Raw genomic sequence first — 16,088 nt, 5'->3', positions numbered from 1 at the left:
ACAAACGTATAAAATTATTAGATATAAACAAGGGAAGATTTTAAAGATGCATTGATAGATTCTAAAATTAAGGTTATCTTTGTTATACGATGAATAAGAAAAAAGTTGCACTCATGATCCTAGACGGACTAGGATACGGAAAACATGATAAATCAAATGCAGTTGAAGCTGCAAATACCCCATTTTTAGATCATTTATTGGACACATACCCAAATTCAAGTCTGGAAGCTTCCGGTGAAGCCGTAGGCCTTCCCGACGGACAGATGGGAAACTCGGAGGTCGGTCACATGAATCTTGGCGCCGGAAGAATTGTCTACCAGGAACTAGGACGTATCCACAAGGCCGTAAATGACGGCGTATTCAATACAGATATCGTTATCCAGGATGCATTTAAATATGCACTTGAAAACAATAAAAAAGTACACTTTATCGGTTTGCTTTCCGATGGTGGTGTGCATGCGCATACCAAACACCTGAAAGGTCTTTGTGACGCCGCAAAACATGCCGGACTAAACAGTGACCAGGTATTTATCCACGCATTTCTCGACGGTCGCGATACAGACCCCAATTCCGGGATCAGCTATGTCAAAGATCTACAGGAATATCTAAAAACAACCTCAGGCACCTTCGCTTCCGCCATCGGTAGATATTATGCGATGGACCGTGATAACAGATGGGAACGCGTTAAACTGGCTTACGACCTATTGGTGAAAGCCGAAGGCGAAAAATCCAATGACTTGATTGCCTCCATTCAAAAATCTTACGATGCCGGCGTTACTGACGAGTTCGTTAAGCCGATCTCATTGGTGAATGCTGATGGTACGGCAGTAGCAACAATCCAGGAAGGTGATGTCGTCTTCTGTTACAATTTCAGAACCGACCGGGGGCGTGAAATTACCATTGCACTGACGCAAAAAGCTTTCCCTGAGTATGATCTAGCTCCGTTAAACCTGTACTATGTCACCATGACGGCCTATGATGAAACTTTCCAAAACGTACGCGTTGTCTTCCAAAAAGACAACCTGACCAATACACTTGGTGAAGTTTTGGAAGCCAACAATAAAACACAGACCCGTATCGCTGAAACAGAAAAATATCCACACGTGACATTCTTCTTCTCCGGCGGCCGTGAACAACAGTTCGAAGGTGAAAACCGTCTTTTGGTGCCTTCACCGAAAGTAGCCACTTACGACCTCCAACCTGAAATGTCTGCCAGCGGAATCACCGAAGCCATCGTCAATGATATGGAAACTCTTCAGCCGGACTTTATCTGCCTGAATTTTGCCAATCCGGACATGGTAGGCCATACCGGTGTATTTGAGGCTGTTGTAAAAGCAGTAGAAACGGTAGATCAATGCACAAAAACAGTGGTGGAAACTGGATTGAAAAATGGCTATTCATTTATCATCCTGGCTGACCACGGCAATTCAGAATTTATGGTCAATGAAGATGGCTCACCAAATACAGCACATACAACGAATTTGGTTCCATGCATCTTGATAGATGATCATTACAAAAAAATCGCAGATGGTAAATTGGGAGATATCGCTCCAACCGTTCTTAAACTTTTGGGCGTAGATATTCCCGTTGAAATGACAGGAAATGTATTGGTATCAGAATAAGAATTTATATAAAAACTTAAGCAGCGCACTTCCACTACTGGTGGGAAGTGCGCTGCTTTTTGGGAGCTGCAGCTCCACTTCAGGACAAAAAGAAAGGAAAAAGACAACGGATATTTTTTCAGTAGACTCTTTTTTCAGCGCCGAAGCGCAACGCCTGCAGCAGCTCAACCCTTCGGTATTAAAATCTGTCAATAAAGACGGCGAAAAAGAACAACGTGAAATAAAAATCGTAAACTGGAAAAATGAACTTTCGGCATTCCAGTCCGCAGATATCAGCAAAAATTTTGATCCCACACTCTATGATCTCAAAACAGTAGATTGTGTTACGGAATTTACCGCTAAAAAGGAAGAACTGCAGATACAAAAACTCAGGATCGAATTTGATCGCAACAACGAAAAGGTCAAGCATATCCATATCGATAAAAAGATTGCAAACTCCCTGTATGATAGCAATGAAAAGCTGGATTATTATAGCGATTCTTTATATAGCATCATAAAATTACAGGATGTACAAGGTCTCGATGCAAATCAATATGAGATTATTGGAAAGTTTGTACAATCCAAAAAATAAAGTGCTAAAAAAATGTTTTTATGTGAATCCATAAAAACATTTTTTTTTGTTTCCCTTCCAATGAAAATAAATAAATGCAACATCATTGCTTTATTTGTTTTTTTACTTATATTTGCCCATTATATGTCTACAAAGACGACAGTTTAGAAAAAACAAGGTGCGCGGTATTCCATTGAACAAATTAGCAGCGTTTACGCTTTTAATGACCTTTTTAATCGGTCAGTTCATTGTCTATACCCATTCCCATAAACCACCGGTATTAAGTATCGTGGACTGCAATTCGAAAAAACATCATGCAGACCATCCCAAATGCTCCATCTGCGACCAAAATTCACATCCGCAATTACTCTTTAGTTTCATCCAAAGCGAATTTTTGCTTCCCGAACGGGAAATAGTATTTGGTCTTTTTGTACCCGGCGACCAGATGGTCAGGGCATTGCTATCGGGCAATCGCGGCCCTCCCATGTGTTGATATTCATCCAATATGCAACAATGGCTGTTTTTATGGAAAGCAGCTTATGCTATCTATGATAAACTGACCTTATCAAGTTTTAACGATGAGTGCTGCCGTTTTCATAATAGATTTTCCTCATATTCAACAATAAGGTGATCCGTATATCAGCCGGATACGCCCATCCACGATGGCACAAAAATATTTACAGATGAAACTCAAAATTAAAGACGGCATACTCATGCTTGTCTGTTATTTCCTGCTATTTTCTGCTACTGCTGCAACCATATCTGGTCGAGTGACAGATTCAAAGACAAATCAACCGATCGCCGGAGCGACGATCTCGCTGCTCCAGCTGCGCTCGAGCACCTCTTCTGACCAACAGGGACATTATGCTTTCAAATCGCTTCCTTCGAGTGGACGTTATCTCGTCGAAGTACGTTTTATTGGCTACCAATCGCTGATCAAAACGATAGAGCTGACATCAGAAGATGTGACTGTCGATTTTGCATTGAATGAAAGTATTATCGAAACAAATGAAGTCGTGGTCACAGGTACGCTTGTCACTTCACAAAGCCGCCGAAACAGCACCTCTGTCTCCGTTATCTCCAAAGACGAATTGCAGGGTGGTGCAACAAACCTGATCGACGCACTTGCACGTCAGGTACCCGGACTAAGCCAGATTACAACGGGACAGGGAATTTCCAAACCCGTCATCCGCGGTCTCGGTTATAACCGTGTTGTCACCGTCAATGATGGTGTCAAGCAAATGGGCCAACAATGGGGGGATGAGCATGGTATCGAGATCGACCAAAATCAGCCAGACCGGGTAGAGGTATTGCGGGGTGCAGCTTCGCTGATGTACGGATCGGATGCCATCGGTGGTGTCATCAATATCCTTGAACCCAGTGTGCCCACTGCCGGTCAGATAAAAGGTGAACTGCTATCCAGTTACTCAACCAACAACGGACTGACCAACAACTCGCTCATGCTCACGGGCAATGAAAATGGATTTGTATGGCGCGGACGCGGCTCCTATCAAAATGCTCATGCCTACAATACACCAGCTGGGCGCTATATCAATAGTGGTTTTAATAATACCAGCTTTAGTGGAATGCTGGGCTTAAATAAACAATGGGGATATTCACACCTTAATTTTTCCTACCTCAAAAATAACATTGGTTTTTACGATGCCGAACCTGGGGATCCCTTATATAATGAATCCAAAAGCCGGACATTGGATTTTCCAAAACAGGATATCCGCCATTATAAGCTCGCGCTCAATAATAATTTTGTGATCGGCTCAGGAAATCTAAAACTGGACCTGGGCTACCAAAAAAATCAACGTCGCGAACTGGAGGAAGCAACACCATCCTTATTTTTTGATCTGAATACCTATTCTTTGGATGCCAAATACTACCTGGCGGAAAGAAACGGGTGGCAGCATGTTGTTGGTCTCAGCGCCAGTCAGGAACATAGCATCAATAAAGGCGTTGAATTTTTGATCCCTGCTTATGACCAGATCGAACTGGGGGCATTTGGTTATGCCAAGAAAAGCTGGGGCGAGAACACCTTTAATATGGGATTACGTTACGATTTCGTCCGTACCAAAGGTAAACAGCTCTTTGTCGATGATGAGGAACAATTTCCAGGTTTTAAAAATAAGTTCAGCAACATTAGTGGTGCCTTAGGATATACGCATAGTTTCAGTGAAGATTTTAACTTCAAAGCCAATGCAGGATCAGCTTTCAGGGCACCTAACCCAGCTGAACTTGGTTCTAACGGTGTACACGAAGGTACATATCGCTATGAAATCGGAAATGAAAACCTGAAGGCAGAACGCAGTTTCCAGGCAGATGCAACCCTGGAATTTGGACATAGCATTGTCACGGGTAGCATCGGTATCTATGAAAATTATATCCATAATTTCATCTATGCTTCAGCAAAAAAGGGCGACACCAAAACTGTCGTTGACGAGGATAATAATGAGCAGACCTACGATGTCTACCGCTACGGACAGGTCAATGCCAATCTCTTTGGTTTCGAAGGGAGTTTAAACTTCCATCCGCTCAACTGGGTTCACCTGGACAACACGTTTACCTATACACATGCGCAAAACAAGACTTTTGACCGACCATTGGCATTGATCCCTGCAGGTGTTTTACATAACACGCTTCGTCTCGAACCTAAGATCAATGGCCTACATGCTTTCTATGTATCGGTAGGTTTAGACAATTATTTTAAACAGAATCGCATTGACGAAACTTTTGAAACAGCTGCGGATTCGTATTCTTTGATCAACGCCGGAATAGGTACTACCTTACACCTAGGAAAACAGCAGGTAAAAGTCTATGCGACGGCATCCAACCTGACCAATAAGCGCTACTACGATGCGTTGAGCAGGTTACGTCCAGGAAGGTTATCGCAGGAGGATCCTACTTACGGGGTCTACAATATGGGAAGGAATATTACGTTCGGTGTCTACCTCCCCCTTACTATTAAAAAATAAGCACACATAAAAATGCCCCCAAAAATTGTCTAACTATTTGGGGGCATCGTATTTCGTCCCTACTTTATGCCTTATGCTAACCATTGATTGGGGCGGGAATCGCTTGCTGACACGATCTGGGAGTGATTCCATCATTTGGGATCATCGGCTGTCGCCTCCCGTGCCAAAGGCACATCGTCGGGCATGCCTTCCAATGAGGAATCCAATGCAAACAGTGATTCGTCCGAAGCCCGGTCTCCACCGGCGATCTTTAATTTATCAATCAATTCAAGTGCGAGTTTCTCTTCTTCGATCTGCTCTTTGACAAACCATTGCGCGAAGTTCCATGTAGCCCAGTCCTTCTGTTCCATAGCCAGATTGACAATACGATAAATTGCTTCGGTGTTGTCCACCTCATGTTTAAATACACGTTGGAAACATTCAGTTAGGGTGCTCGGATCTGATGGCGGAGCCGCTATCGCCTGAATTTGGGGACGGCCACCACGCTCGAGGATGTAACCCATAATTTTTGTCATATGGTTCCGTTCCTCCTGCGCATGCCGATATAGAAAATTGGCAATTCCACCGTAGCCCTGATCATCGGCCCAAACGCCCAGAGCCAGATAAATTTGTGCAGCTTCGGCTTCTTTCGTCATCTGACTGATTAAAATGTCCTGCATTTCCGCTGACAATCGATTCGTTTCCATATATTAAATTCTTGTTGATTCAAGTATAGAACAGTATTTCGCAACATTTCGTTTGCAAATTTGTCAAAGACAGCGTAAAGAACCGATCTGTCGAAGTGCAGCTACCATGGAAAGGCATTGGTTCAGCAGAAAGAATAGAAAAGGTGAAGGACGGCCGGACACAAAAAAAGGGAAACCCGACCGAGTTTCCCTTTTTTATTATCTACCGTGCAGATTATTTCAGGTTATCTCTATACACTTTAGCTTTTTTGACTTCTGTTTGAATGTCTTTTTTAGAAGAATCAAAGCTCAATACTTTTTCATAATCCTTGATAGCATTATTATAAGCATCTGTAGCCATTGCTTTGTTGTAATTAGGTGTACCTGCCGTACCGATCAAAATCCCTAGATCGCGGTTCGCGATCGCTCTATTTTGGTAAAATTTGGAGTCTGTGGGTGTGATGGCAATTGCTTTTGAATAATCCTCAATCGCTACGCGCAACAACTGTTCTTTGTTTGCCGCAGACACTTTGTTTGTCTGAATGGCAAGTGTGTTGTTTGCTTTCGCTTTGAAGTAAAGTGCATTTGCATTTTTAGGATTTAAAGCAACAACTTTTCCGAATGTTTCAGCAGACTTTTTATAATCACCATTTTGAAATTGGGAGTAACCCAACATATACAAGACATCCGGATCTTTGCCTTCCTCAGGTAAAGCTTTTGTCAAGTATGACTCTGCATTTTTGAAGTCACCGTCCAAAAGAGCTTTTTGCCCCATTCTCACATTGGCATTGCTATGCTCAGCTTGTTTTTGTTGTGCATTGGCGCTAAGTGCGACCAAAGCAAAAACTCCTGTGAACAAACCTAATTTAAGTGATTTTAAGTTCATATCTAAATAGTTACGTTTTTTCAATATACCTTATTATTGACCAATATTGATCGTTTATTACCCTATGAAAAAATAGCTCCATTGCTTCACCTCTCGCAAGAATCTGCCATTGTTTATTCTTTCACATTCCAATATTACAATTATTATGCCTATTTATCCAATAAATGGCAGATAAATTTTATTTAACCTGCCTTTTTTTCCTATTCTAGAAAATAGATTTGTAATTTTGCTACCTTTTAGCAATTGGCACTTCCCTTGCACTATAGAGGAAACAATATTTGAAGCTTAAAATTTGAACGTCTACCGACAACATGTCAGCGACTGACAAATACACAAAATAAACACTATGAGCAAATTCGAAACTTTTGATTTCAGTCAGGCTATTCCAATCGTTGCGGAAGACACCGAGTTCTTCCCTTTATTGACACAGCAGGATGAAGACGATATGGCTAACGCTGAAATTCCAGAAGCACTATCTATTTTGCCTTTACGCAATACCGTATTATTTCCCGGTGTTGTCATTCCGATCACTGTAGGAAGAGATAAATCCATCAAATTGGTTAAAGAAGCCTATAAAGGCAACAAAACAATCGGTGTGGTCTCCCAGAAGGATATGACAGTAGAGGATCCCGGATTTGAAGAACTGAATAAAGTGGGTACCGTTGCCCACATTATTAAAGTACTTCAGATGCCCGACGGAAACACCACGGTGATCATTCAGGGAAAGCAACGTTTCAACCTGGTGGAAATCATCGAGACCGAACCTTATCTGAAAGCTCGTGTCGAGAAATTCAACGAGGCGAAACCTAAGATGACCAAACATTTCAAAGCGACAATCTCGACCTTGAAAGAAATGGCATTGCAGATTATTCAGCTTTCACCAAACTTGCCTAGCGAAGCTGGTATTGCAATAAAAAATATTGAAAGCCCTTCTTTTCTGATCAACTTCATTTCGTCTAATATCAATGTCGAAATGATCAAAAAACAAGAGTTGCTACAAATTCCAAAGGTTGAAAACCGCGCGAAACTCCTTTTAGAACTGTTGACCACAGAAATCCAGATGCTGGAACTGAAACATCAGATCCAGAACAAGGTACGCGTCGACCTGGACAAGCAACAACGGGATTATTTCCTCAACCAACAGCTGAAAACCATCCAGGAAGAGCTTGGCGGAAATACCCCTGACCTAGAACTTGAAGAACTCAAAAAACGTGGTAAAACAAAAAAATGGGCGCTTGATATTGAAAAACATTTCAACAAGGAACTTGAAAAACTATCACGTATCAATCCAGCGGCGGCAGATTACTCCGTTCAGTTGAATTATCTGGAGCTCCTGCTTGATCTTCCATGGAATGAAACGACCAAAGATAACTTTGACTTAAATAAAGCGCAAAAAGTCCTGGATAAGGACCACTATGGTTTGGAAAAAGTCAAAAAACGTATCATTGAATACCTCGCGGTACTGAAACTAAAAAATGACATGAAAGCCCCTATCCTTTGTTTGGTAGGTCCTCCGGGAGTGGGTAAAACCTCCTTGGGAAGATCTATCGCCAAAGCATTGGGACGCAAATATACCCGCATGGCCCTGGGGGGGGTGCGTGACGAAGCCGAAATCAGGGGGCACCGCAAAACCTATATCGGCGCCATGCCAGGCCGCATCATCCAATCACTGAAAAAAGCGGGCGCCGCAAATCCGGTCTTTATCCTGGATGAGATTGATAAAATGAGCGCCGATTTTAAAGGCGACCCTTCTTCGGCCTTGTTGGAGGTATTGGATCCAGAACAAAACACACATTTCTACGACCATTATGTGGAAATGGAGTTTGACCTCTCAAAAGTGATGTTTATTGCAACCGCCAATTCGCTAAGTGCCATCCAACCCGCTTTATTGGACCGTATGGAGATCATCGAAGTCAATGGATACACCATCGAAGAGAAGATTGAAATAGCGAAAAAACACCTGCTTCCAAAACAGCGTGAAATGCACGGTATGGCTGCCAAGGATGTTGCCCTAAAAGGTAAGATCATCGAGAAAATCATCGAAGACTATACCCGCGAATCCGGTGTGCGCGGACTGGAAAAGAAAATTGGTTCGATCGTCCGTGGTATTGCCACACGCATCGTCATGGAAAAAGATTACAACCCAAGCATCAATGATCAGGATGTCGTGGATATCCTGGGGGCACCGATCTTTGATAAAGATATCTACGAAAACAATAATGTCGCCGGTGTCGTAACCGGGCTTGCCTGGACTTCCGTAGGTGGTGATATTTTATTTATCGAATCTTCTTTAAGTCCCGGAAAAGGACGCTTGAGCCTGACAGGTAATCTGGGCGATGTCATGAAAGAATCCGCTTCTATTGCTTTAGCCTATTTAAAAGCACATGCTTCGGACTTTGGCATTGACTACCATGTATTCGACCATTGGGATATCCATATCCACGTTCCGGCAGGTGCCATTCCTAAGGATGGTCCATCCGCTGGCGTAACGATGCTCACTGCGCTGACATCTTTATTTACACAACGTAAAGTGAAAGAGAAACTGGCGATGACCGGGGAAATTACGTTGCGCGGAAAAGTGTTACCGGTAGGTGGTATAAAAGAAAAAATCCTTGCCGCAAAACGGGCGAATATCAAAGATATCATACTGTGCAGATCCAACGAAAAAGATATCCTTGAAATCAAGGAAGATTATATCAAAGATATGCAGTTCCACTACGTGACCGAAATGGCACAGGTAATCAAGCTCGCCCTTCTGGAAGAGAAAGTAGACGCTGCCTTAGATCTATCTCAGGGAATTGAAAACACAAAAAAAGAGGGATAACCACCGCTCAGAAATTTAGAATAATAAATAAAATACAGGGTGTCTGATCTTTATCGGACACCCTGTTTTTCTTTTATGCTGCCCATATCCTTTACGGTTGCAGGTCAACTATTTGCTACAGCATACGCTATCAGCCTAGTTTCTCATGCAGCAGTTCCTCATCTAGGCTATTTTCATATTTTGAGATCACCAGCGTTGCCGCTGAATTGCCGATCAGATTGGTGATGGCTCTAGCCTCACTCATAAACCGGTCTACGCCAAAGACCAATGCTACGGACTCGACAGGCACGTGTCCGACAACAGGGAGCGTTGCCGCCAAAGTCACAAAGCCGCTTCCCGTCACACCTGCTGCTCCTTTTGAGGTCAGCAACAGCACCAGCAGCAAGGTAATTTCCTGCTCCAGACTCAGGTGCATATTCAGCGCCTGTGAAATAAATACCGCAGCCATGGTCAGATAAATACTCGTCCCATCGAGATTAAAGGAATAGCCCGTCGGAATCACCAATCCGACCACAGACTTCGCACAGCCCGCATCCTCCATTTTCTGCATAATACCCGGTAATGCAGATTCCGAAGAGGAGGTACCCAATACAATCAAAATTTCACCTTTGATATACTTCAGAAATTTGAAAATATTAACTTTGACATAGAAGTGCAATACGGCCCCGATCACAATCACGATAAAGATAATGCAAGTCAGGTAAAAACTTACCATTAACATCCCCAGCTTGGTCAGGGCCTGAATACCAAATGCGCCAATGGTAAACCCCATTGCTCCCATCGCCCCTATAGGCGCCAGGTACATCACCATCTTAATAATGGCAAAAAGTACCTTTAGAAACGATTGCAGCACATTGATCACCGGCTCCGAGGCCTTTTTACCGATCTTGGTCATGCCCACTCCAAAAAGTACCGCAAAAACCAATACCTGCAGCATATTATCTGAAGCCACTGAAGCAACAACATTCTCCGGGATAATATCCATGATAAAATCCATGAAACTATGTGATTTCTTAGATTCCGAAATATAGTGTGACACGGAGGATATATCCAGGGTCGACGGATCGGCATTCATACCTGTACCGGGCTGAATCACGTTGACAAAGATCAAGCCGATGATCAATGCGACCGTCGTCATGACTTCGAAATAAATAATGGAGCTCAGTCCGATCTTGCCTACTTTTTTTACATCCTGCATTCCGGCAATTCCGATGACGATCGAACTGAAGATCAGGGGGGCAATCACCATCTTGATCAGTTTGATAAAGGCATCCCCTAACGGCTTCAGCTTTACGGCAAAATCCGGAAAAAAGGCGCCGCAGAAAATACCGACCAATATACCGACGATAACCTGAAAATAGAGACTCTTAAAAATATGCTTCATGGTGCTAACGATTAACGGCAATTCCCTCGGCCTTCAACATTGTTTTAAATTTGGGGTTGCGGATATATTTATTAAAGTCATGACTTTTCATACCGGTAAAATCCGTATACTTCATGATCGGATAATGTTTTACCAACTCATTGCAGACATCAGCTTTATACCCTAAATCTGTCGCTTTCAGCTTATTGGACAAAAAACCAACAAATTTCTTCAGCATCACATCGGTATTATTGATGGTGATATGGATTTTCTTAACCTGTTTGCTCAAACTACAGAATGAATCCGTTCCCGATGTCACATCCCTGACCTTAAAGTCATCGAGGCCTATCGCCGGTGCGAGCATAATGCAGGTAATGTCATTGCCATTTTCTGCAAGCTTTTTCGCCGCATCAACATCTACGTTGTGATTCTCTAGTGTACCCTTGGCAAAACTCTCGCTAAATGTTGCACTGCTTAAAGCACTCAGCACGACTGATGCTCCCCGACTATGGGAAATTAAAATGATCTTTTTGTTATGGATGCTATTTAACAAATTCCGCAGTCCAAATTCACCCGCCATCTGACTGAATGAAGTAGCAGAAAACCAAACTTTAGCGCCACCAAAGGGATTCGTGGTATGTAAACCATCCCAATAAAATTTTACGACCTCATCTTTATTGGGATTAAGCTTTAGCAGCTTGCGCATATATTCATAGCTCTCATTAACTTCATCAGAGGGCGCATTGAAACCATGCACAAAGATAAACACACGGTCTTTTGCTTTCACTTTACTCCTCACCGCCAACATGCGGGTCTTTTCAAAACCTTTCAGCTGACTTTCCAGGCCTTTTTCGGTTGCGATCTTCATCAGCGAGTAGGCATTGATATCACCGCTTTTAGGTGGTTCACCATACGTCTTACGCCAATTATCCGGATAGAAATTGCCGTTTTGGTCTACAAATGAATTGACGATATTCGGTTTATCGAATGAATTGGGATATGGGTCCTTGGGTACATTATGAGTTATTCCGCAGGAAACCATTAAAAAAAGAAGAAAAAGATAGAAAAGTTGTCCTCTCATGAAGCTATTTTTTAAGCTGTTAAAAACCATAATTTCATTATGGAAAAGATTGATCGAGTCATAAATGTATATATTGGCGAAATACAGTGAACACTTTACGAAGTGTGCGGCACCATTTTAATCAATCCGTCCTACGAATATATAAAAAAAGGGATGCATAAATGCATCCCTTCCTCTGATATTTTTTAGCCTTTAATTACTAAAGTACGCACGTACATTTTTACCTTCAATCCAGTTCATAAAGGCTTTGTTCACGACCTTATTACCACCCGGAGTAGGATAATCACCGGAGAAGTACCAGTCACCGGTATGTGCCGGACATGCTTTGTGCAGGTTATCCAATGTCTGATACACCACCTCAAGTTCGGCTTTCAAATGGTGCGGTCTGACGATACGACCAATTTCTTCAGAAATCTCCTGATCTGTAAATGGCGCATAAATAGCCTTGACATAGTTCTCAATTTCATTGACATCCTGGGTCATCGACAACAGGCATTTTTGATATACGTCATCAATAATATGTGCCATACCACGTTGTTTCAACAGGTTGATTGCGGCTTCAAACGCAACGAATTCACCCATACGTGACATGTCTATACCGTAACAGTCCGGATAACGGATTTGAGGAGCCGACGAAACAATCACAATTTTCTTTGGATTCAAACGATCCAGGATCGTCAGGATACTTTGTTTCAACGTAGTACCACGTACAATGGAATCGTCAATCGCAACGATGGTATCCTCATGATCTTTAACGATACCGTAAGTCGTATCATACACATGTTGTACCATATCCGTACGATCGGCATCCTGTGTAATGAAAGTACGCAATTTGGCATCCTTCACATTCAGTTTTTCAAAACGAGGTTTGATACTTAATATATCATCCAACTCCTCGTCAGAAATTTTCTCCGAACGTTTTAACAAGGTTTCTTTTTGGAAATCCCTAACGTAGGTATTGATACCATCCATCAAACCATAGTAAGACACTTCGGCAGTATTAGGGATAAATGAGAATACGGTGTTCTTAATATTGTTTTTGACAGACTCCAATACCTGAGGTACCAATAATCTACCTAATTCTTTACGCTCTTTATAGATATCAGCATCCGATCCGCGTGAGAAGTAAATACGCTCAAAAGAACAAGAGCGTTGTTCAACAGGTTGTCTAAACATTTCCTGTGATACTGTACCGTCTTTTTTAGCGATCAGCGCATGCCCCGGTTTAATTTCCTTCACAGCACCGATAGGTACATTGAAAGCAGTTTGAATGACAGGTCTTTCCGAAGCAACCACCAAAATTTCTTCATCCTGATAGTAAAATGCCGGACGGATACCCGCAGGATCACGCATCACGAAAGCATCCCCGTGACCAAAGATACCGGCAATGGTATACCCACCGTCCCAAGTCTTCGCTGAACGCTTTAAGATTTTGGAAACATCGATGTTTTTAGCAATCAATGAACTGATTTCCACATTGGAATACCCCTCTTTTTTGAATTGATCAAAAAGCTCCTGATTTTCATCATCTAAGAAATGTCCAATTTTTTCCAAAACGGTTACGGTATCCGCCTTTTCTTTTGGATGTTGTCCCAACTCGTACAGCTGTTGCAAAAGTTCGTCCACATTGGTCATGTTGAAATTACCTGCAACAACAAGATTGCGTGACATCCAGTTGTTTTGTCTTAAAAATGGGTGACAGCTTTCGATACTGTTCTTTCCATGCGTTCCATAACGCAAATGTCCTAAAAGTACTTCTCCAGTAAAACTGACATTATCTTTTAACCATTGGGTATCCTTTGACTCATCCGGAAATGCCTTCTGAACAGAAGCAAATTTTTTCTGTACATATTCGAATATATCTGCCACGGCAGTTGAGCCCATAGCTCTGTAACGCGAAATGTAACGATTTCCAGGTTTAACATCAAATTTAATGGTTGCAATTCCAGCACCGTCTTGTCCACGGTTATGCTGTTTTTCCATTAATAGGTACAATTTGTTGATGCCATAGAATGGCGTACCATATTTTTCCTGATAATAAGATAAGGGTTTTAACAGGCGAATTAGTGCGATTCCGCACTCGTGTTTAATAGCGTCGCTCATATCTTGATTTGATGTCGCAAAAATAAGAATTATTTAGAACTTACTACCCCCTACCCGCACTTTTTCCGCAATAAAATTACAGTGAATCGACACTGTCTCTTTGGGATAGGTTTCTAAGCCCTATTGCGCAATAAAAACCGGAACTTTCACAGCATGGCGTAGCTTGTTGACGGTCTCTCCAAAAACAAAGTCTTTGACTCCGGTATGACCGTGGCTTCCCACCACCAAGAGATCAGCATGGTATTTTTCGCAAACTTCGGCAATACTTTTGATCCGATTGTTGTAGCCAAGTTCATATTCCGTCTGATGTCCTTTGGACAACAAAAAGTCTGCATATAGTTTCAGCCGTTCCAAATCTTGTCGCGACTCAAAATCATCGGTAGACTCTCCTGTATATTTAACAGAGGCACTTTCGACAATATGGACAACGACAAAGCTGGTATCCGCATGTGACAGTCGCAGGGCATACTGGATCACTTTCTGATCCGAACTTGAAAAATCCAGCGCGATCACCACCCGCTTGAACGAACCTTTGTCATCAAAATGTAGGGTCTCAAATGGTGGATGTACTTCCAATTCGATCGGTTTTGATTTACGTAAAATGGGAATCAATACGGTCATGATCAACAAAAAGAGCAAACCAACGGCCCCCAGAATAAGTAACACCGTGACCAAAGGATTGTTTGCTTCGGCAATCCAGCCCCTGACCTCGTCATAAACCAGTTTAAAATTCAACACCGCGATCACAGTGGCAATTAGCCAGGCAAATGCTTTCGTCAGCGGTTTAATCGCAAAGATACCCATCTTGGCCTTGTCACTGACGAAGTGAATCAGCGGGATCACTGCAAAGGCCAGTTGCATGCTCAGGATGACCTGACTAAAGATCAACAGCTGCCCTACCCGGCCTTCGCCAGAAATCAGGATCACCAGGACCGCAGGTATAATCGCCAAAAGCCGTGTAATAATGCGACGAAGTGTTGGACTGATGCGCAGTCTTAAATAGCCTTCCATTACAATCTGACCAGCCAAGGTACCGGTTACCGTGGAACTCTGTCCCGCCAGAATCAATGCCACTGCAAATAGTTTCGATGCCCATTCAGTGCCAAGTAAATTCCCCAGTAGGTGGTAGGCATCTTCCAGTTCGGCGACATCATGCATGCCGTTCTTATGGAAGACCGATGCTGCCAGAATCAGAATGGCGGCATTGACCAAAAATGCCAGATTTAACGCAATGGCACTGTCCCAGAAATTATATTTTAAGGATTTCCGTATGGAGACTTCATTGCGGTCAATCTTTCGGGTCTGCACCAAAGCTGAATGGAGGTAGAGGTTATGCGGCATGACCGTGGCACCGATGATGCCGATGGCAATATAAAGTGCGGCACTATTGGGAATGCTCGGAATAAAACCTGTGGCTACCTCCGCAAAATCAGGTTTGGCCAAAAACATCTCCACCAGAAAGCACATTCCGATCAGGGAAATCAAACCGATGATAAAGAGTTCCATCTTGCGCATCCCCAGCTTCTGTAAGTAGAGCAACAGGAAAGTATCGGCAAAACTGATCAGCACTCCCCAGAGCAGATCAATACCAAACAGCAAGTTAAGCCCAATGGCCATCCCCAGCACTTCGGCCAGATCGCAGGCGGCTATAGCAATCTCCGCCAGGATATACAGCACAAAATTCATGCGCTTGGGATAGGTCTCTCGATTACACTGTGCTAAGTCCTTACCCCGCACAATTCCCAAACGGGCACAGAGATTCTGCAGCAATAAGGCCATAATATTGCTCATCAGCAACACCCAGATCAAGGCATAGCCAAACTGGCTCCCCCCGGCGAGATCCGTCGCCCAGTTGCCCGGATCCATATAGCCTACACTGATCAGATAGGCAGGACCAAAGAAACTGAGTATCTTTTTAAATTTGGATTTTCCTTGATTGACATCCACACTTTCGTGGATATCGGATAATGATTTATGATGGGAGTCGTCGTGATGCATAGTTTACATGAGGAC

General features: G+C 42.8%; 10 protein-coding genes. 4 read left to right on the top strand and 6 right to left on the bottom strand.

The window, feature by feature from the left end; translation table 11 throughout:
* The first annotated feature begins 89 nt into the window (after positions 1-89).
* From gpmI to ABTV71_RS05970, 3 genes are all read left to right on the top strand, one after another.
* Complete coding sequence (gpmI, locus tag ABTV71_RS05980; RefSeq protein WP_121124982.1) at positions 90-1,622, top strand: 2,3-bisphosphoglycerate-independent phosphoglycerate mutase; 1,533 nt, start codon at positions 90-92, stop codon at positions 1,620-1,622.
* Entirely contained in the window at positions 1,603-2,193 is a 591-nt protein-coding gene (locus ABTV71_RS05975; RefSeq protein WP_433902491.1) for a hypothetical protein, read from the top strand. Before gpmI ends, ABTV71_RS05975 begins: the two co-directional genes overlap by 20 nt.
* A 662-nt stretch (positions 2,194-2,855) precedes the next feature.
* Positions 2,856-5,153, top strand: a complete 2,298-nt coding sequence (locus tag ABTV71_RS05970) for a TonB-dependent receptor (RefSeq protein WP_433902490.1) — start codon at positions 2,856-2,858, stop codon at positions 5,151-5,153.
* 131 nt (positions 5,154-5,284) lie between these two features.
* Here the strand turns inward: ABTV71_RS05970 and ABTV71_RS05965 are convergent, their stop codons facing one another.
* Together ABTV71_RS05965 and ABTV71_RS05960 are read right to left on the bottom strand one after the other, a co-directional pair.
* Positions 5,285-5,839 carry a ferritin gene (locus tag ABTV71_RS05965; RefSeq protein WP_121124978.1) on the bottom strand — a complete coding sequence of 185 codons (555 nt, stop codon included), beginning with the start codon at positions 5,837-5,839 and terminating at the stop codon, positions 5,285-5,287.
* 214 nt (positions 5,840-6,053) lie between these two features.
* Positions 6,054-6,704, bottom strand: a complete 651-nt coding sequence (locus ABTV71_RS05960) for a tetratricopeptide repeat protein (protein WP_121124977.1) — start codon at positions 6,702-6,704, stop codon at positions 6,054-6,056.
* A gap of 346 nt (positions 6,705-7,050) precedes the next feature.
* On the opposite strand from ABTV71_RS05960, the gene lon reads away from it, so the two are divergent.
* Positions 7,051-9,528, top strand: a complete 2,478-nt coding sequence (lon, locus tag ABTV71_RS05955) for an endopeptidase La (RefSeq protein ID WP_433902489.1) — start codon at positions 7,051-7,053, stop codon at positions 9,526-9,528.
* A gap of 130 nt (positions 9,529-9,658) precedes the next feature.
* Here the strand turns inward: lon and dctA are convergent, their stop codons facing one another.
* The 4 genes from dctA to ABTV71_RS05935 form a co-directional block, all read right to left on the bottom strand.
* On the bottom strand, positions 9,659-10,912 hold the full coding sequence (dctA, locus tag ABTV71_RS05950; RefSeq protein ID WP_121124975.1) for a C4-dicarboxylate transporter DctA: 1,254 nt from the start codon (positions 10,910-10,912) through the stop codon (positions 9,659-9,661).
* 4 nt (positions 10,913-10,916) lie between these two features.
* A complete protein-coding gene (locus tag ABTV71_RS05945) occupies positions 10,917-11,972 on the bottom strand; it encodes an alpha/beta hydrolase (protein WP_433902488.1) in 1,056 nt (351 codons plus the stop codon).
* A 192-nt stretch (positions 11,973-12,164) separates the two neighbouring features.
* Entirely contained in the window at positions 12,165-14,075 is a 1,911-nt protein-coding gene (locus ABTV71_RS05940) for a class II glutamine amidotransferase (RefSeq protein ID WP_121124974.1), read from the bottom strand.
* Positions 14,076-14,195: 120 nt separating this feature from the next.
* Positions 14,196-16,073 (bottom strand): Nramp family divalent metal transporter, encoded by a 1,878-nt coding sequence (locus ABTV71_RS05935; protein ID WP_433902487.1) that lies wholly within the window; start codon positions 16,071-16,073, stop codon positions 14,196-14,198.
* Positions 16,074-16,088 lie beyond the last annotated feature (15 nt).

This window comes from Sphingobacterium puteale (assembly GCF_050986225.1).
Taxonomy (GTDB): domain Bacteria; phylum Bacteroidota; class Bacteroidia; order Sphingobacteriales; family Sphingobacteriaceae; genus Sphingobacterium; species Sphingobacterium puteale.
Note: the sequence above shows the minus strand (reverse complement) of the source record. Positions and strands in the feature narration are given on the sequence as shown.

Excerpts from the sequence above, each read along its gene's own strand:
- gpmI (WP_121124982.1), top strand. The coding sequence starts at position 90 with ATGAATAAGAAAAAAGTTGCACTCATGATCCTAGACGGACTAGGATAC.
- ABTV71_RS05975 (WP_433902491.1), top strand. The coding sequence starts at position 1,603 with ATGTATTGGTATCAGAATAAGAATTTATATAAAAACTTAAGCAGCGCA.
- ABTV71_RS05970 (WP_433902490.1), top strand. The coding sequence starts at position 2,856 with ATGAAACTCAAAATTAAAGACGGCATACTCATGCTTGTCTGTTATTTC.
- ABTV71_RS05965 (WP_121124978.1), bottom strand. The coding sequence starts at position 5,839 with ATGGAAACGAATCGATTGTCAGCGGAAATGCAGGACATTTTAATCAGT.
- ABTV71_RS05960 (WP_121124977.1), bottom strand. The coding sequence starts at position 6,704 with ATGAACTTAAAATCACTTAAATTAGGTTTGTTCACAGGAGTTTTTGCT.
- lon (WP_433902489.1), top strand. The coding sequence starts at position 7,051 with ATGAGCAAATTCGAAACTTTTGATTTCAGTCAGGCTATTCCAATCGTT.
- dctA (WP_121124975.1), bottom strand. The coding sequence starts at position 10,912 with ATGAAGCATATTTTTAAGAGTCTCTATTTTCAGGTTATCGTCGGTATA.
- ABTV71_RS05945 (WP_433902488.1), bottom strand. The coding sequence starts at position 11,972 with ATGAGAGGACAACTTTTCTATCTTTTTCTTCTTTTTTTAATGGTTTCC.
- ABTV71_RS05940 (WP_121124974.1), bottom strand. The coding sequence starts at position 14,075 with ATGAGCGACGCTATTAAACACGAGTGCGGAATCGCACTAATTCGCCTG.
- ABTV71_RS05935 (WP_433902487.1), bottom strand. The coding sequence starts at position 16,073 with ATGCATCACGACGACTCCCATCATAAATCATTATCCGATATCCACGAA.